The sequence below is a fragment of the Psychrobacter glacincola genome (assembly GCF_965118485.1).
Lineage (GTDB): Bacteria > Pseudomonadota > Gammaproteobacteria > Pseudomonadales > Moraxellaceae > Psychrobacter > Psychrobacter glacincola_D.
This window is the reverse complement of the sequence record NZ_CBCPJH010000004.1, coordinates 127,305-146,569: the sequence shown is the minus strand read 5'-3', so window position 1 is coordinate 146,569 and position 19,265 is coordinate 127,305. Positions and strand designations below refer to the sequence as shown.

The window sequence follows — 19,265 nt, the reverse complement described above, 5'->3', positions numbered from 1 at the left end:
GGTAAGCGTTCAATCTAAATGGTAGTTATATAGAATGGCCTAATTACTTGATGAAGCCGTTTGCCATTTTAAGGATTTTTTCATACTATAAAAGTAGTGAAATTATAATTCTACTACTTCGAGTATGCCTGTATCAATGAGCTGTTGTTTAACAGAATCTTCTAATGTAGGCACTGAAATGAATAACTTATTCTTAGCTCTACTTGCTGCTACATAGTTGATTCGTTGTTCTTCTTTAGTAAGGTCTGGCTCAGTGATAAAAGCTAAATGCTTCGGATCTGATAATAAAAGCAATACATTATCGAACTCATTTCCCTTCGCTTTATGAATAGTTAAATAATCACTATCTTCATTTACTGCTCTTACACAAAGATAAAGACTAATAAAAGTGTTTTTTTCGTAAAATGTCTTAACTTTTCCTCGTGTAACATTAGGAAACGATATGTCTGCTAAATCAGCTACAAGCCTGGAGAACTCTAATAATGATTTCTCTTTAATAATTTCGAAGTTAGTAGCTAGCTTAGCTAGATAATCAAGAACCAGCTTCTTTGTTTGTGAGTCCTTCTTTGGATAGTTCTTCTGTAACTCCTTTATAGCTTCCTTGAAGTCACCATTTTGCATTAAAAACAAACCTCTAATAGAACTAGATATAAATTTAGAACGTACAAGATTAGAATCTTCTTCAGTCAGTTGTTCTAATGAATTTTTATTGAAACCTTCTAAACCTAATTCTGCTTTAGCTAAGTTTAAGGTAATATTATTACGTGATAAAGTTGTTAATTTTTCTTCAATTTTGTATACGTAATTATAAGCATTGAACATATCTCCAACCAGTATAGTCGGTTTTGAATCGGAAAAATTTCTAATAGGGTTCTGTACTAGGTCTTTTCTAACTGCGTTTAGAAAGTTAATAACTTCGTTAGAACTTCTACGATTATTTACTATTTGAAAATCCTGTATATTATCAATAACCAGATCATGAAAATCTGTAGGTTTTGCACCTTGAAAACCATATATAGATTGAGCTTGATCACCGATTACTCCTATTGTAGAGTATTGTGCTATATCTCTAAATACATGAATTTGCAACGGTGTTGAATCCTGAAATTCATCAATAAAGATATAGGGAAACTTCTCTGATATAAGTTTTGGGATAAATGGTACTTTATTTATAATTTGATAAGCGAAAAATATTATATCATCATGATGATATGTACCCTTCTCCCAAGCTAGCTTTTTATATTCTGAATAAGTTGCATTACTTAAATTATATTTACCTATTTGTATAGGGTAACTTGGTTTTATAACTAATTTATTTTCTGAGTCAAAATGCCAGAAGCATCTTTTAATAGCATCTACAAGTTTAAATTTATTTTCAGAAGAAACATAACTAACTTTAGGTTTTGTTAATAACTCCTGTACAAAAGGATAGCTAGACAGTATTTGATCATCATGTCCATCTATTTTGGTAAGATCCAAATTAAAATCTTCTGCTATTACGGAAATGTATGGTTTGACAATATACTGATAAAAAAAGCTATGTATTGTCATAACCTCTACCCTTGAGTTAGCATTACCAAGTCTTAAACGTAACGTTTTAACTGCATTGTTCGTATAAGTTAAGCATAGAACCTTTTTTGTAATAAACAATTTATTTGAAGTTCTAACGACATTATGGATATGTTGGGTTAGCCAATAGGTTTTACCTGCTCCAGGACCTGCCGAAACTCTAAAAGGTGAGTCGATATCAATAAGCTCATCTGACTCAATAGTTATTATTGGCATAATACTTCTAAAGCCTCTTGTATATAAGTTGGAATTACGACTTCAACATAGGCATCACTTCCCTTGTTCAATAAATTGTTCTGCAAAGCGATCGCTAACTCTAACGCATTCTCTCCCTTACTAACTGAATTTAAATACCTTGAAGCTATAATAGAGCGTTTTTTCTCGTCATCTGTCAAATTAGAGCTATTTATTCCTATCTTAATACGAGTATTTTCCTCACTACTGCGAAGCTTGTCTATTAATTGTTGAACTGTGGAATCTGGGTCATTATATGAATCCATGAGACCATATAACTCAGATGTGTTTTTAGTACTTTGTGTTACAAGTATTTTTAATGAAGGATTAAGATAGGCTAGCTCATACTCCAAGGTTTTGCCATGTATGCTATCTTGTTTAAATATTAATATATTACTAGACGCATGAACTACGTTATTAAGATCGTATTCATAAGTTTCATTGTCACTATTAAACTCGTATGGGTAACAAGTTTTGAAATTTCGATCTTTAACTTTATTTTTTCTTACTGGGTCTTTGTCTGTTAAACATACGATTTTCTTTGGTATTGAATACTCATTCACTTCATCGAAAAGATAGAAGAAGTGGTTAAAGTATCTTCCACCAATATTTACTATACTAATATGTTTGTCTTCCAAGAACTTGCCTTCATACTTAGCAAATATAGATATTAATAACTGTTCAGCAATACCTTCAACAAATAAAACTCTATCACTAAATAAAATATCAGACTTAACCGCATCTAAAAATCTTTCAATGTATTGCTTACTACCAATGACTTCGTTTCCATGTTCATCTTTAAAGGTTTTAGAAGGATATGCTACACTTGTGCCGTCGTTTTTCTCATATAGACAAATTATATTGTCTAAATCAACTGCGCTAGTTATGTGCGTAGAATGAGTAGTAACGAATATTTGTCTTACTTTTTTAGCCTTACGATTATTTTCTAAGAACTTAAGAAGTTTAAATTGCATTGATGGATGTAAGTGTGATTCAGGTTCTTCTATGATGAGCATTGAGAAGACTTTAGCGTTGCTGTCAAGATGTTCGACGTTAGCGTTCACCTGCATTTTAGCAAGGAGAAGAGACATATAGATTAAGTTGTTGTATCCTAAACCATTATTCCTAGCAGGTATCTTTATACCTGTTTCATACTCAACAATAAGTTGTAGAACGCTATATATTTCAAGCTCTGACAAAGCGCCTTCAAAGTTAGGTGATGCGTTGTTAAATGAAGCTCCTGTCTGTGTTGCGTATGATAGGATTTCTTCTTTACCATGTTCAATACGAACATGAATATCATTTAATAAATCATTTGACTTTGTCGAAAATTCATCTCTTCTAGTGTTTATAGCTACACTTTGTGCTTCTTTGTCTAACGTACTATCACTCTTGATATCATAATCCATGAAGAAGTCTATGACTTCTTTAAGCAAGGAGTTTTTGCCTGACAACATATCTCTCTCTACATCTCTTATCGCATCAAGAAATTGATAGTCAAACCTATCAAGCGTTTCTGAATCAAGTGTAGATTGATTCGTTACATCGCCGACCCAAATCTTGTGTTTATAGAACCTTAGGAAGTTTTTCTGTATCACCTTCCAGATTTTATTACTTATATCTCCACTACTTTTCTCTTCATTCTTTCCTTGAGTTACTATTTCTTCAGTAAAGGTTTTATACGTATCTTCATGTTTCTCAGGTAAGAAAAATTCATAAGTCAGCACTGCTTCATAATTATCATCAAAAATAGTAAGCCAATTCGCTAGCACTGAAAGATCGTCTTCTGTAGCAGTAGCTACATCTCCTTTTTTTATAGTAGCTTCAATAGTAATTTTAGGTGATGCATCTATTAAATATTGTTCATCGATAAATTTACAGAAATCATCAATTCCAAGCTTTTTGGTCGATCTCTTATCAAAGATTATAGAAAGGGCTCTAAGAAGATTCGACTTTCCAGAATTATTAGAGCCAATAATAGCGTTAATACCGTCGTTAAATTCAACTGTTATATCTTTAAAGCTTCTATAGTTAGTTATTTTTAATTGAGATATATACATCTTTACCAATATCCTTTTAAATAAATATTCTATTAATAATATATGATTTAAATTCGTTACTGACTTGAATCACAACAAGCTAGTCTAAATTTTTCTAATTGGTTTAAGAGCTTCTTCTGGAAGACAGCATGGTTCGTCTTGGTTGCTTTCGATTAGCGAATTTTAATTGTATTTTTACACTGGTCATCTGGAATCCCATAACCGCTACAGCCCCAAAACTTACCAAATTTGCTCTCCCGCATTCTCATAGGACGACCACATTTATTACAGATTTTTATTGAATTACCGCAGTCCCTGTTGTTGCATAAACTATCATGCTCTCTATCCACAGAGGGTGCCTCGCACTTAGTACAGACACGTGCCTTGCCTACCGAACAACCTCTACCAGAGCTACAGCCATAGAAACTACCATACGGCCCTTTGATTAAGCGTAGGTAGCCGTTTACGCAGTTAGGGCATTTAAATATTTTTCTATGCCGTTCTTGGAAGGATTTAGAAAAGATATTAATGTCATATTTGGGAGCTAATAATTCAAGGACAAATTCTGACGGGGCTGTCGGACTAGCAATAATATACGATTTCTTTTTACAACGCGTTATGCCGACATACAGCAAGCGTCGCTCTTCAGAATGAGGAAATGAGTCTAGTGTTGGAAGTAGCGCCTCAGGGATAGCATCCTCACAGTTGCCATTAGGGAAGCCGCTTTTCCCTTGGAAGAAACCAATTAGGATGCAGTAGTCAGCTTCAAGCCCTTTAGATTTGTGAAAGCTCCAAAAGTGAATATCTTTGGACTCTTCTTTACCTAGAAAATTACGTGAATCCTTTAATAGATAGTTATATCTAGCAATAATTGCTATCGAACCTTCAGGGTCATTTGCCCTGATCTTGTTGACAACCTCGGCGACTCTGCTATAGACACCATTCTCTTCACCAGTCTTATCATCTAATAAATATACTTGTGATTCATCAACCACGTCGTGTGTTTTGATGTGTTTCTGATACTGTTCAGGATTCTCCATAATGAACGTTCCAGCAGTATCAGCAATGCTATTATTATAGCGGAATGTCTTTTGGAGCATTGTCAGTGTATGCGATCCAACCAGCTCATTAAATCTAGTAGTGAGCTCAAGTTTACCACCTGAGAATCGATAGATAGACTGCCAATCATCACCGACAACCGTTAATGAAGGGTCAGGCCCTTTTTCAATAATGCTGTTAACAAACTCCATCCGAGAGGCAGATATGTCTTGAAACTCGTCAACAAGAATATATTTCCAGTGAGGTTTATATTGACCATTATCTACGACTGCAATTGCACGGTTAATCATATCGTCAAAGTCAATTGAATCAGTAGCTGCAAGCTCATCAACATACGCGTTGTGCAAGTCAGTTAGAATACGGGTCTTCTTCTTTGCTTGTGAGATACGAGCTTTCTCTAGCCTATCGAGAATTGAGTCTTCATCTAATCTTTCAAATCGAGTGGCTTGTAATGCCTTGATAAGCATTTTGCTCCAAGTGGCAATTTGATTACCTTCCTTAAGCTTAGAGAGTAACTCTTTTGAAGCGTCTTTAACCGAATTTTTATCGGGAATAACTCCCACGGCAGCCAGTCGTTCTTCAAGACGAGCTTCGAGTGCATCTTCGGTCCAGTCATAATGGAATGTTTCCACTAAAACTGTTTCAAGCTCTTTATGCAGTTTACGTTTGGTATCAATAGATTCGTTGTATGCTCGCTTATCTATATCGGGGCGAGTATTACCCTGTCTATCGATACCAAAGTGCTCGATGTAAATATTAGAGTCAGATATGTGAAAGTCAGGCTGGTAGTCGAATCCTATGTCAATTCTTCGCTTACTGATGTAACGAGCTTCGTATTCGTATGGGATCTTATGAATAGCTAGCCAATTAGCTATCCTAAGTTCTTGATACCCTTTGACCAACTCGCCTTGAAGAGTTCTAAACTCATTGTCTCTGATATGTCGCTCATACTCTTCTTGAGTCTTAAAGTCGAAAGGATTCACAGGTTCTGGGAATAGTGATATAAAATCGACCATTCTTTTGGGATCTTGTGTTAAATATTCTATCAACCACTCTGTTACCCACACACCTAGCTTTAAGCTGTCTTCAGTGAAGACGCTCATATAAGTTGAGATGTTAGATTCCCCTAAGATCTTTCTACCTAAAGCGTGGAATGTTGAGATCTGAGGTGTCTCTGTTAGTACGATGCCTGAATTCTCAGCTTTATCAGCAAGCCTATTTTTTAGCTCTTCAGCGGCTGATTTGTTGTAGGCTAGAACTAAAATCTCTTGAGGTGATGCCAACCCTCTATCGACAAGATCGAGAGCCTTAGCGACCATGACAGAGGTTTTACCCGTACCAGCAGCAGCCAGTACCATGTTTTTATCATTAGAACGTAGCACACCAAGTCTCTGTTCATCAGTTAAAGGATTTGATTCTACGTTATCAAAGAAATCCTTTCTTAGCGCCAGGTTGATTTTTTCATGATACGCGCCTAAGGCTTCTTGTTTGATAGGATAAAGACTGTATATTTTCTCAACTTCGCTATATAGTTTGGAATCGCTGAAGTAATCCCATGGCACTTTATCATCTTCATAGTATGTAGCCAGCTCATTTGCGACTAATTTGATTTGATCTAATTTTGAGTCTCTAGGGTAGTTACTCAAAACCTGAATGTTAAACTCTTCAATTAAGCTAATCAGATAGGGCTGTAGGGAGTGAGCAATTTTCCTGTTGATAGACTCTAAAAATGCTATAAAGTTTGTTTTTGATAAAAACTTATACTCTTCAAACGATTGGCTGTTATGAATAAATAGGGTTGCCCCGAAAAAACCCTCTTCAATGTAAGAAAATCTTTTAATTTCGGAGAATGAGACAAGTTCTTTTGCTCCTTTCTTGGTATCTAAAGACAAGCCTAGCTCTGTTAGAAGTATTGCTTTTTTGCAAAAAACCTTACCAATGAAATTAAAATTCAATTGTTCAACCGTAATAATATCCTTCACCTTTTCTCTCTTGTATGTCTATCATTAAATCTCTTGATGGATTTTTTCACTGGCAATTAGTGAAAAATGATAAGGTATAAAAAAATTGTGTTAATTCATCCTAGGATAGTGTATGCACTAACACAATCATGGAACAAACAATATACCCTCAAAAGGAAACAAAAGTAATGATTAGTTCTGAAAAATATGAATCGGTAGATACAAGTATGACAAAACGGACTGGATATCGCATCGCAGTAATCAACTCTTCAGGGAATACTGGTAAATCTCTCGTTAGTAACTACATGCTTAGGCCGAATATGGATTTGCAGCGTCATTATGTGATAGGTAATCTAAGTATGTATAGTAAAACGTATTCTGATGAAATTGTATTATCTGGAAAAAACTTTGATGAAGCTTTGAAAGCCTTGAGTAATATAGAGTCAGCTATTGTTGATATTGCTGCAGATAATACAGAGTATGTAATAGATACCATGAAGCACAATAGTAACTCTCATAAAGTATTCGATTACTTCTTAGTACCAATAGTAGAAGGTTTAAAGGAATTGGAAGATAGTTTAAATACAATCAAAGCTCTCTTAAAACTTGGAGTCCTACCTAACTCTATTAAGGTAACATTCAGTAATACAAAATCTACAGAAAACATAGATGATAAATTTGAATACCTTTTACCACATTTAGACGAACTTAAAATATCTTATGATACCAATGCGGCTATTGAGCATAATATCTTTTACCGAAGACTGTCTGAGCTAGACATTAGCTTATCAGAAATATTATCTATACCAATAGATGAAAAAAAGAATAGGAAAGAATACCTCAGGACTAAGAAGGATCCGGAACGGACAGAGGAGGAATACGCAGAGTTACAAGCATTGGTAGATTTAATTACGACTTGGCGGTGTGCACAGTCAGCTGTTCGAAATTTAGATGACGTGTATCATCTCTTATTTTCTAAATAGCAATTCTAGTTGGTAGAACAAAGTGAATAAAGGCAAGCTTATAGGCACTGATGATATTACAGTACACATAATTGATTCTCAGATAAAAGAAAGGTTCGTCTTACTTTTAATATTTTAGTCAACATTAAACTCCGTACGTCTTGCAGTTGCTTGCGTAGTTTGACTATCTATAAATTTTTCTACAAAGTACAGACTGGCCGCATGCCTGCAACCTCATCGGAAACAAACCTTGGGCTTGTCTTGTGCGCCACATCGATATCGCGTGGCTAACGCAGCTACGCTATGATGAAGTTTTATTACCACAATTGCGCTGGCAAGATATTGGTAGTGATAATGTGGTTGTGACTGATAAACACTTATATCAAGGCATAAGGTCGACTCTTTTGAACGATAAGCGCGAACTGCTCGATAAACAAATCCAAGCAATCGAATACTTATCTATTCTGATGTACACAGTAGTAATATCTTTAATTGGGTTTCTATGATGAATAAGCATTTAAATATTTTTAAAACATACACTAAGAAAAACAGAATCTATCAATTAGAAAATGACCTAACAAGAGCTTTAGCCATATGTCTACAAGAAGATACCTTATTTTTCCATGAAGTGCTAAAAACCATCATTGACAACTCAGGTATATACAACAGGTTGTTTGAAGATCTCGATGGTGATACCGAGATGCAAATAGAGATACAAAAGAGAACCAGTCAAGTTCAGGACTTTGATAAAGTTTTTGCTGTATCGTTGAGTGAAAGCGTTATGTCTGATTTTTGGCAACAAAAACATAATATTGAATATGACCCAATTTGCGACTTGGTAATCACCATAAATAATATTTTAATTGTTATAGAAGCAAAAAGAGATAATATCAACTGCACGTCACAACTTTATAACCAAGTACTTAATATTCTTGGTCATCAGAGTAAGTGCCTTGAGGACAATAAAGAAGTTATTACTCCAGTTGATCTGAATTGGAGGAAATTAATGGCAATAGCTGTCAAAGTTGCCAGCTTTGAAAAAACAACAGGTAACACAAACCGATTCCTTAACGATTTTATCCAATTAGTGAAAGAACATAATTTTAGTTGGCTACCAGAGACACCAATCGGCTCTCTAAAGAACGTTAATGCTAAATCCATTTCTAGAAGAATTGAATCAGCCATTATACAGTTTTGTGATAATAACGAGTCGATAGACAAGTTAACCTATAGGGATCGTCTAGGTACCACATTTACACATGGATGGGCCAATGAGCTCTTATTTAATATAGATGCAGAAACAGGTGAACTAATAGTAGAAATATATCCTGGTAATACCAAAGGACAAGGATATCATATATTCCATAGCGAACCGAAGTTCAACCAACAATTAGAAATTGATGGCGAATTTTATACCACAAAGGAAAGCTACCATATCAAGATGATGGGGCAATCATACATAACTGGTTTATGGCTTACTGAGGATGATTTTAGAAAGTCTCTTTACACTAAACACAACTTTAAGAAGCATACTGGTAGAGTCAAAAGAGACTCTTGGGGAGATGTTGAAGCCTTGTTAGATGAGCACTTGAGCTCAGACTGGAGAAGCACATCTAAATGGAATGATAAAATTTTAAATTCTAAGAGAACGGTGTTTAATATATCTTTTGGTTATCTCATTAAAATAAGAATTCCTTTTGAAAGGTTATCGCAGTTAGATATTGATCACAACGATGTTACTCCATTAGCTAACTTGATCGAAAGTATCTACAAAGCATTTGAAACAAGTTTACTTATCAAATAACCATTAACATGATGACCCAACAAGAACTAGAAAAATACCTCTAGGGTACAGACACTACCTTATGTGGCACGATTGATGCGGGCAACTACAAACAGTATATCTTTCTTTTACTGTTCTTTAAGCATATCTCTAATGTTTACGGCGAAGAGTATGGAAAAACATTTGCTGAATGAATTTGTATTTCTGTCTGTGAGCTCATTATTTTCGCTTATGATCGCCCTATTTTGATCTATGCGTCCTCTAACTACATTGTCTATTTCTAAATAATCGGACGGTGTCCTAGTGGTTTTAAGTATGCTATGTAAAAAAATTAATGAGTTATTTATGAGATAAAGATAGATAATAGATTTTTTAGATGGACTAGTGCTAAAAAAAGCTAATATTAAGATAACTTAAACATAAGACATTTTTTATTATGGATAGTTTGATCCTACTTGTAATCAAAGCTTATATTTCTTACAAATTATTCACTTTTGGAATAGTAAGAATACTATATGTTATTTTTGATCAGGATGTTGCCTCTTTAGCTTATGCCGTTATTGCATTTTCAGCGATATATCTAATATAGGCATTTGAAGACTTTAAACAAGCAATATTGAATAGACAGCAGAAACGATAAATCAGTTTAACTAGAACCTATCTAATTGAGTAAATGACTTAAGCGACTGAAACATAACGCCAAAAATTATAGGTGGTGCGGCTTAGTAAGAAACAAAAGTAACTATAGACCCCCACCCATAATTTTCATTTACTATTTTGTAGCCAATAATATCTGTTGCCAAATCGCTACTTCATCATACATCACATATTCGCGGCGTAATCCCCAAGGTCCAAACTCAGCATGGCAGGCTCCCATGACATGTACTTCTGCACCAGTTGGTTGTCCAAAGTGTCCATAACCTTCATGCTTGCCAGTTAATGACCATCTAATCGCTGCGCGAGGTGACATTAACTTATCTTCCCGACCAATCTGGTGATGAACCTCAAATTCAGCATTCGGAAATGATGAACGCAATCCTAGCCAAAACGCATCAACATCACCATGTGATATCCCTGAAATACCTCCTGGGTACTCGCCTAAACAACAACGGTCGTACTCATGTGGAATTAAAGCAAACTCTGCATTCATTAAGCGAATTAAAATATCTGCATATTTCTCACCCCATGCATTGTCGTTACCACGGCCTAAATAAGGACCGTCTTGATCAATACTTGGGGTAAATGATTGTTTGACAATACCACTTTTCTCTTGTATTTCAATGACTTCTTGCGCTCTATCTTTAGGTGTTTGACCCATCTGCCGAGCAATGGCCCCTTGATCTCTTATCAACCATTCATCATCAATCTGATTGTTTTTTGCATGACAATCAGCAATGACTCGAAAGCGAAGATTTTGACCTGTTTTGATATGTGTGGCTGTGGTGATGATACGGTGTGAAGACAGCATGCCAGCCTCTGGGGTACCGCTCCAAATGACATCTTCACCTAGCAAGGTACGGTTAGGGAACTCTGCTAACACATTCATGGTCGCATTTATCACGCCTTGATTTCCGAAGTCTATACCTAGTGGCGTCCTAACCACAATATCTGGAGCATAATAGTCGTGAAGTGTATGTAATCCACGGTTTTCCCAAATTTCATTAGTAATTTTTAATATATAGTCTGGAAAATCGTTAAACTTCTCATCGAATCCTTTCATAAATTTCTCTTTTTAAAGTAAATATTGTGGCGTGTCTTCAATTCAACCGACGGTAATCTAAATGAGTTAAAACTTGCTAAGTTTTGCTAAACATCTTCAAATAGCTATTTAATATTCCGATACTATCTGCGCTGTTTTTCTTGTTTGGCAGCTATTTGGCTAATTTTTATCAGCATTTTTGAAATGAAGGCATGCCCTAGTAGATTGGTTTTATTTGTCAAACTGACGGTAACGTGCTTTATTAAACTCGCGCATTCGAGCGAGGACGTCTATACCAACCTGTTTATAGGCATGTAAAATATCTACAAGCACCCAATTCTCACGAATTAAGCCATCTTCACAACGCCAAAAATCTAGGCTACGAAGTGTTATTTCTTGTCCGGCAGGTGCAATACCAAGCCAGCCATCGTTAGATACCGTCATCGACATTCCAGGCCAAGCTGTGAAAGCGACATAATCTCCTTCAGCAAAAAAATACCCATTTTCTTCAATGGTTTGACGGTTTGGCAGAGCATTTAAAAATGGGATTTGATGCCAGTTGCGAAACCCTGTAATACCTCGACAGGCACCAATACCAGAAGGTCCATACCAGGTGCAACGAGGATGCCAGTAATCTTCTAATTTCATGGCCGAAGCACCACCTGTCGAAAACTCGCCCAAACCGTTTAGCATATTAAGCACCAGTTGTTCACTACGCTGACTGTGCTCAACAGAATACGTTTTTTCTACTAAGTTACCATCAAGGGTAGCAGGTGCGGACAATATACCTTCACGTCCAAGGCTTTTTACCATTGGCCATGCATCCGCTTGATGCATCACTTCCGGTATATCCCAAAGCGCTTGCATCTCAACAATCTTGCCGTTTTCAAAGCGGTAAAACTCATGAAAACGCATGGTAACCTGATGTCCTGTAGGAGGAATATCAAACCAACTTTCCATGAACGTACCTGTATAGTAGCCAGCACACCCTACCCAGTCAGTATTACTATTTTCATTACTGGTCATACTGCTACCACTATTTCCGGCCATAACAATAAAGGTTCGACGCTCTAGATCTGGAATGGCTTGTTGTAATGGCTCAAACGCTTCGGTAAATAAAGCGTCACGATTTTGTAAAATTTCTAAGGGGTAAGCCAATTGAATGACAGCAGATTCAGTAAAGAGCTCATCTATTAGAGATTTCACTTTTTCACTATCATAATTGTATAGCGCTTGATTAAATCGCTCAATTTGGTTTTTATTTTGCTGTTCTGCTGTCTTGTTATTCATATACTGTCCCTTGCTATATTTGAATTTATTAAAAACCTCACAAGCTTTCAGTTAGTTCATCATAACCACACCGACAATAGTAGATGTGGTTATGGCTTTAATTGGTCGCACCTTAAGTTTTAGGTTAAGACTTTATTCCATGATAGTAGGCGTGTGGGCCAAATCACCTGATTTGGTGTCAAACTTTTCCCAACCATGACCATTAAAAGGGTCAATACCTAGCTGCATCATAATAGAAGGAAAATCGACCATGACATAGTTGTCTTCGATTTTGCCATCGGCTACTTTCCAAAAATCCATATAGCGGATAATAACTTTCTTACCAGTAGGCTTTATACCCATGAATTCGCCACTGTGGATTGCTTCTTGACGACCAAATGCTGCACACCACTCACCTTGGGTTAATCTTGCTTCATCAATACAAACTTTTTCAGAGAATGCTTGCTGAAATGGACGCTGCCAACCATTTTGAAACTCTGTTAAGCCTTCTTTGTAACCACACCCTGCATTACCCATCCAGCGAAAAGTTTCGGCAAAAAATCTACCCATATTGTCAATATCATGATCGTTCAAACCATCAACCATGGCATCAATCACACCTATGGTTTCATCTGTTTTACTAAGATCATTATCTTTGGTTAGGATACCTTGCTCTGGACGTTTTGGGGTTGTCATAATATTTCTCTCTATTAAGTTAAAAGGTAAAGATAAAGGTTGTTTTTTAAGCATTGATGAAGACAACAATCAAACTCTTGACTCTTCGAACGCTTGCCACGCTTTTTCAAAAGCTGCAAAGTCAAAGCCTTCTTTTTTTGCTGGTGTTAGAATAATTTTCTCGCTATTTAATAACTTCTGAATAGCGGCTTCTAATTTATCGATTATATTTTTAGGTATGACGACGGCACCATGACGGTCAGCGTGTATTAAATCACCCACCTCAACCGTCATGCCCATGATATCGACTGTAGTATTAACCTCTTTAACATGGACAAATCCATGACTAGGACCGACAGAATGGGCAATTACTGGAAAGTCTTCTGCCATGTCACCCAAATCGCGCATCACGCCATTTGTTAGTGCCCCATTCATCCCAAATGCCTTATGTATCGTCGTGTTAATTTCGCCCCAGTATGCACCAATGCAGTTTGGATAATCGACATCTTCAACCACTGCGACTGATGGCATATCACCTTTGGCACCCTCTGACATGGCACGATAATAATCCATACGTCTGGCGCGGATCACCTCTTTTGGTTCTGTAGGTTCTGCCAATGCGCTAATTTTTGCGGTCACAGCATAACCAACGATGGGTCTTGAATCAGGTTCAGATGACAACATACTTCCACGTGTAAAACTATTAAAGCCTCGCTTGCCTTGAGCTACTTCAATGGCATTACATACTGTCGGTGTATCAACAGATTGCAGCAGTTTAAGTAACGTATTATTCATAAATAACTCCTTTCATTTCCATATGATTTGAACGACAAGCTAATTTTGGTTAACTAGGGTGTTTCATTGTTTAAGTAAATAACCAGCTTTCTATGGCACGGTTTGTTTGATCTGGCGCTTGCAATGTCGGTAGATGTCCTGCACCTTTTATGATTTGTAAATCTGCATGTGGTATCAAAGACTTCATCAATGTATGACGCTCAACAGGGCAAAGTTGATCATCCTCGCCGCACAAAATTAAAGTAGGGATATTGGCAGCAAATTTTTTTAGCGTTTCTTGCTGGTCTTGTCTATCACGCAAAGCGAGGCTTTGGTTAATATAAGCTGCTATACCAGATGACTGAGACATAGCGTTACAAAGCTCAATTATTTTTAAATTCCTCTTAGTTGACAGACTTTCCGTAGGTGAGAAATACTTAGGAATAGTATTCGCAATTACCTCAGCTAATCCGTTTTGTTGCACATTGGCCATCAATAACTGGCGATTTCTCTTAACTTCTTCGGCTTCTGCTTTTGGATTTGTGTCAAGTAACGCAAGCTTGGCAATGCGATTGGGCGCTTGACGTAAAATTTCCATGGCAATAATACCGCCCATAGATAACCCTCCCAACGCAAAGACTGGTGGCGCATTATCTAGGATGTCTTTTGCTAAATCCTGCATATTACTGTGAGTTGAAACCGGTACAGTATGAATCGGCACTCTGTGCGAAAAAGCGGATATTTGAGGCTGGTAAAGCCTTGTATCACACATCATCCCGGGGATAAGAACCAAAGGTATCATTTTTATATTCCCAAATAGTACGCCTCAAAATCCAAGGTAATAACCCTACCGTTCACTTTGGATCCAAGTCGGGCCTGCCGCTTCGGCGGTGTTTTTCACTCTAAATAGAGCAGTTTCACCAGACATAGAAGGATAAATACGATGTGCTAGATTAGGAGGCACAGCCACTACATCCCCTGGTCCTATGCTCGTCTGAGATTCTTCGCCAGTATCATCTAACCACTTAAATGTCCAATGCCCAGTTTTTACCATCAGAATTTCATGACAATCCGTCTGATAAGGCGCTTCACTGATTGAGCCGCGTGTCAAAAACTCCACCGAAAAACCCGGCTTGTCTTTGATCAAGGCATGTTCACCTATCACTTGGCAAGGTGCTTCTTTGGCCAGTGCCATCATGTCCCAATAACGGGCAACATAATGAGGGACGATTGCTGAGGTCGGTACTTCTGGATACTGTTTAAGCGCTTCTTCTGTGAGTTGCGCCATTGGCTCAATACCCTCAGGTAGGCTCTCCCCTTTTTTGCTGTCGTACAGTCGACCGTCATTACCCAAAATCAGACCATGAGCCTTAGCATCTTCAATAACTTGCGGCGCCCAAGTCACACCGCCACCTGCATCGTCACCACCCAGTATCGACATAATCATACCGTAGTCGTTGCCTATATTTTCAAAGCCACGAAACACACCCGTCGGAATATTAAAAATATCCCCTGCTTCGCAAATAACTTCTCCCGCTGTACCATGAATACCCCAAAAAAAGCGCCAACGGCCGCTAAGTACAAAAAATACTTCGGCAGTGGTATGTAAATGTAAGCTGTTTTTACAACGTGGAAGTTGGCCTGCAGCACCAATATTAAAGCCAGGGGTATCTTGAATATGTACGTGCTGGTCTGGGCTTTCTGACACACCACCACCAATGATGGTGAAGTTTTCTTTATGATTTGATCCTGGCGTATGTGCATCGATAAAAGCGGTACGGCAGGGCTGTAAATCTCCGTAACGCACGATACGTTTTTCCATCTCAAGTCTGCTGATACCTTCCATTACTTTATCCCTATTTTAATTTATCTTCCAAACGGCTTTTTTAATCAAAAGTATTTATGGTTTTTTTGCCGAGTTACGAACAATCAATGGGCCATCTATAGAAATACGTCTCGGTGGAGAATCAGGGTTTGCTATTTTCTCTAATAAAGTAGACACAACCTCATCCGCCATACGCTGAGCCGGTTGACTGACAGTCGTTAAGCTATAAGACTCCCAAGATGCTACCGCAACGTCATCGTACCCAACGACTGACACATCTTCTGGCACTCTAAGCCCCAACTCATAACGTAAGGTATCCATGACAGCAAAAGCCATAAAATCATTGGCAACAAATACAGCATCTGGGCGATTGGTTTCCGTTTTATTGGCAAATAACTCTATCGTGGCCTGCTTTGCCGTTTCACGATCATAATTGCCGACCGCTTGAGCAAATAGCTTTTGACCAGACTGTTGCAACCCTAAAAGAAAGCCAGCTTCACGGTCTCGCTGTGTAGAAGACCCTGTCCAACCTGAAATATGAGCTATTCTTTTATGGTTACCTTTAACAAAAAACTCTGCTACTTTACGACCACCGACGAAGTTATCAGAGCTCACACCAGAGAGTCGATCATCATCTTGCAAACGATTGAGCATAACCACAGGAATGTTCTCTGTATGACAACGGTCCGTCAAATCGCTAGATAAACTCAGAGACGCTGTGATAATACCGTCCACTTGATAATCCAACAGCTCATCTACTACCTTAAGCGTAGAGTCTTTGTCATTCATTGCCATAAAAATCAGTAAATGATAACCTTGCGACTGCAATGCATGAGAGAGCTTTTCGATCACATCTGCGTAAAATAGATTTTCTAAGTGCGCCACTACCAAACCAATTAAACGACTTTGCCCAGTGATTAGTGAGCGTGCTAGCATGTTGGGGCGGTAGCCTAATTCTTTAGCAGCTTTTTTTACTTTGTCCTTAGTTTTTTGCGATACGCTGGCACCTGGGGTATAAACCCGAGATACCGCAGATTGACTGACCCCTGCTGCTTCAGCAACTTGATCTGCTGTGACACGTTGGTTTTTTATAACATTTGTGATATCAGAATTTTTATTTGTCATCTCATAACCTTTTATAGCTCAGCTCTTAGCCATTGGTGTTGATAGGGTGTTCTGATAATTATTATACCTAAGCTAATAAATCAAAAACACTTAGTGTCAAAACCGCTGAGAACTCAATATCTAGCATTAGCTATTCTGCGGTCCATCCACCATCTATTAACAATGAAGTGCCTGTTATCATGGCGGCAGCATTTGATGCCAAAAACACCGTTGCTCCCATAATATCCTCTACTTCAGCCACTCTGCCTAAATGAATTTTACTCATAATCCATTGGCTTTTTTCAGCGTCAGCAAACGTTGCTGCACTTAAGGCTGTTCTTACAAATGTTGGACAGATGGTATTAATGCGAATACCATGCTTACCCCACTCTATTGCCATGGCCTTGGTATAACCCTCAACAGCATGCTTAGTTGCACAGTACACGGCACGATCTGGTCCGCCGACATGTCCCATTTGTGAGGAGACATTGATAAGGCTGCCGACTTTATTGGCATGAATGAGTTTTTTTGCAGCCGCTTGCATTAAAAAATAAGAGGCACGTAGATTAATATCATTCACATCATCAAAATCATCAGGCTCAGTCTCTAGTGCAGGCGTATGTTTGGCCATACCTGCACTATTGACCACAATATCAAAAGCATCTGCATTAGAGAGGTTTTCAAATAAATGACGAACAGAAGCGACATCGGTCACATCTAGTTTTAAGGCGTTGGCTTTCAAACCTTTATCTGTCATTAGCTTCACTACCGCTTGCAACTTATCAGAGGAGCGTGCAGCTAATGTCACGTCTGCACCAGCTTCAGCCAATGCAACAGCACACCCTAATCCAATACCAGATGAGGCTCCAGTCACTAATGCACGCTTTCCTATCAGATTAAATGAGGGTGTTGTTGGTAATCGCATAAGTCTTTATCTTCTCTAATTTAAATATTTGATATCAAATAGATATAATTGAATAATAATGCTGGCTTAGTCAGCAGCTGCACCATAAGGCACTTCTTGATGACCATAACGACGTACACGCACATTACACTGTTCAGCATGACCGACAAAACCCTCTAACATGCACAAGCGCGACCCATAACTTCCAATTTTGGCAGCGGCCTCATCCGTGGTGATTTTTTGGTATGAATGTGTTTTCAAATACTTTCCTACCCACAATCCACCTGTATAGCGCCCTGCTTTTTTGGTGGGTAAAGTATGATTAGTACCGATGACTTTATCACCGTTAGAAACATTGGTGCGAGGACCCAAAAATAACGCCCCATAACAAGTCATATGTTCTAAAAACCAATCATCTCGATCAGTCATCACTTGCACATGCTCTGAAGCGTAATCATTGGCTACTTCAAGCATTTCTTCATAGGTGTCACAAACAATTATTTCACCATAATCTTCCCAACTTACTGATGCTGTATCAGCCGTTGGTAATACTTTCAATAGACGCTCGATTTCTCTCATAGTATCTTCAGCCAGTTGCTGTGATGTCGTTAGCAGTACAGCAGGTGAGTTATAGCCATGCTCTGCTTGACCCAGCAAATCTGTAGCACAAATCTCGCCATCAACCGTGTCATCTGCAATGACCATTGTTTCAGTAGGTCCTGCAAATAGATCGATACCTACACGACCAAACAGCTGACGTTTTGCCTCAGCGACAAAGGCGTTTCCAGGACCAACTAGCATATGCACAGGCTCGATGGTTTCTGTACCTAATGCCATTGCTCCAATGGCTTGAATACCACCCAACACATAAATTTCATGCGCGCCGCCCAGATGCATAGCAGCTATCACGGCAGGATTCGGCTTGCCTTTAAACGGTGGTGTACAAGCAACAATACGAGGTACGCCTGCAACAGATGCTGTAGCAACAGACATATGCGCTGATGCGACCATCGGAAACTTACCACCTGGGATATAACAGCCTGCCGACTGAACAGGAATGTTTTTATGACCCAAAATAACCCCAGGCATGGTTTCAATCTCAATGTCTTGCAACGAGTCACGCTGAGCTTTGGCAAAATTACGTACCTGAGCTTGAGCAAATTTAATATCTTCTAAATCACGAGGCGACACTTGCGCAATCAGCTCGTCAATCTCTTGTTGGTTTAAACGAAATGCTTGTGGAGAATAATTGTCGAATTTCTCTGACAGCTCACGTATGGCAGTGTCACCACGCTTTTCGATATCTGCTAGTGTATTCTCAACAACTTGACGCACTTTGGTATCATCTTGGCTACGTTGTGCTTCAGGCTTGCCTTTTTTTAAATAGGTAATCACATCCATGTCCTCG

At 38.1% G+C, this 19,265-nt stretch carries 15 protein-coding genes; 3 read left to right on the top strand and 12 right to left on the bottom strand.

Features of this window, described 5'->3' with window-relative positions; translation table 11 throughout:
- Window positions 1–102: 102 nt before the first annotated feature.
- From ACMHKH_RS02265 to ACMHKH_RS02255, 3 genes are all read right to left on the bottom strand, one after another.
- Entirely contained in the window at window positions 103–1,785 is a 1,683-nt protein-coding gene (locus ACMHKH_RS02265) for a UvrD-helicase domain-containing protein (RefSeq protein ID WP_413519053.1), read from the bottom strand.
- Entirely contained in the window at window positions 1,776–3,863 is a 2,088-nt protein-coding gene (locus ACMHKH_RS02260; RefSeq protein WP_413519052.1) for an ATP-dependent nuclease, read from the bottom strand. Before ACMHKH_RS02260 ends, ACMHKH_RS02265 begins: the two co-directional genes overlap by 10 nt.
- Before the next feature lie 152 nt (window positions 3,864–4,015).
- Complete coding sequence (locus ACMHKH_RS02255) at window positions 4,016–6,883, bottom strand: UvrD-helicase domain-containing protein (protein ID WP_413519051.1); 2,868 nt, start codon at window positions 6,881–6,883, stop codon at window positions 4,016–4,018.
- 167 nt (window positions 6,884–7,050) lie between these two features.
- On the opposite strand from ACMHKH_RS02255, the gene ACMHKH_RS02250 reads away from it, so the two are divergent.
- The 3 genes from ACMHKH_RS02250 to ACMHKH_RS02240 all read left to right on the top strand — a co-directional run bounded on the left by ACMHKH_RS02250 (window position 7,051) and on the right by ACMHKH_RS02240 (window position 9,628).
- The gene (locus ACMHKH_RS02250; RefSeq protein WP_413519050.1) at window positions 7,051–7,845 is read left to right on the top strand and encodes a hypothetical protein; all 795 of its coding nucleotides are present in this window, start codon (window positions 7,051–7,053) and stop codon (window positions 7,843–7,845) included.
- 242 nt (window positions 7,846–8,087) lie between these two features.
- On the top strand, window positions 8,088–8,330 hold the full coding sequence (locus ACMHKH_RS02245) for a hypothetical protein (protein ID WP_413519049.1): 243 nt from the start codon (window positions 8,088–8,090) through the stop codon (window positions 8,328–8,330).
- Complete coding sequence (locus ACMHKH_RS02240; RefSeq protein WP_413519048.1) at window positions 8,330–9,628, top strand: hypothetical protein; 1,299 nt, start codon at window positions 8,330–8,332, stop codon at window positions 9,626–9,628. Before ACMHKH_RS02245 ends, ACMHKH_RS02240 begins: the two co-directional genes overlap by 1 nt.
- 751 nt (window positions 9,629–10,379) lie before the next feature.
- On the opposite strand, the gene ACMHKH_RS02235 is transcribed toward ACMHKH_RS02240, so the two are convergent.
- The 9 genes from ACMHKH_RS02235 to hisD all read right to left on the bottom strand — a co-directional run bounded on the left by ACMHKH_RS02235 (window position 10,380) and on the right by hisD (window position 19,258).
- Entirely contained in the window at window positions 10,380–11,327 is a 948-nt protein-coding gene (locus tag ACMHKH_RS02235) for an ester cyclase (RefSeq protein WP_413519047.1), read from the bottom strand.
- A gap of 210 nt (window positions 11,328–11,537) precedes the next feature.
- Window positions 11,538–12,596: an ester cyclase gene (locus tag ACMHKH_RS02230; protein WP_413519046.1), complete on the bottom strand. Its 1,059-nt coding sequence runs from the start codon at window positions 12,594–12,596 to the stop codon at window positions 11,538–11,540.
- A gap of 132 nt (window positions 12,597–12,728) precedes the next feature.
- The gene (locus ACMHKH_RS02225) at window positions 12,729–13,271 is read right to left on the bottom strand and encodes an ester cyclase (RefSeq protein WP_413519045.1); all 543 of its coding nucleotides are present in this window, start codon (window positions 13,269–13,271) and stop codon (window positions 12,729–12,731) included.
- 69 nt (window positions 13,272–13,340) lie between these two features.
- On the bottom strand, window positions 13,341–14,045 hold the full coding sequence (locus tag ACMHKH_RS02220) for an RraA family protein (protein ID WP_413519044.1): 705 nt from the start codon (window positions 14,043–14,045) through the stop codon (window positions 13,341–13,343).
- 70 nt (window positions 14,046–14,115) lie between these two features.
- A complete protein-coding gene (locus ACMHKH_RS02215; protein ID WP_413519043.1) occupies window positions 14,116–14,826 on the bottom strand; it encodes an alpha/beta fold hydrolase in 711 nt (236 codons plus the stop codon).
- Window positions 14,827–14,871: 45 nt separating this feature from the next.
- On the bottom strand, window positions 14,872–15,870 hold the full coding sequence (locus ACMHKH_RS02210; protein ID WP_413519042.1) for a cupin domain-containing protein: 999 nt from the start codon (window positions 15,868–15,870) through the stop codon (window positions 14,872–14,874).
- 54 nt (window positions 15,871–15,924) lie between these two features.
- Window positions 15,925–16,974 (bottom strand): LacI family DNA-binding transcriptional regulator, encoded by a 1,050-nt coding sequence (locus tag ACMHKH_RS02205; protein WP_413519041.1) that lies wholly within the window; start codon window positions 16,972–16,974, stop codon window positions 15,925–15,927.
- Window positions 16,975–17,104: 130 nt separating this feature from the next.
- Window positions 17,105–17,878, bottom strand: a complete 774-nt coding sequence (locus ACMHKH_RS02200) for an SDR family NAD(P)-dependent oxidoreductase (protein WP_133104679.1) — start codon at window positions 17,876–17,878, stop codon at window positions 17,105–17,107.
- A gap of 66 nt (window positions 17,879–17,944) precedes the next feature.
- Window positions 17,945–19,258, bottom strand: a complete 1,314-nt coding sequence (gene hisD, locus ACMHKH_RS02195) for a histidinol dehydrogenase (protein ID WP_413519040.1) — start codon at window positions 19,256–19,258, stop codon at window positions 17,945–17,947.
- Window positions 19,259–19,265 lie beyond the last annotated feature (7 nt).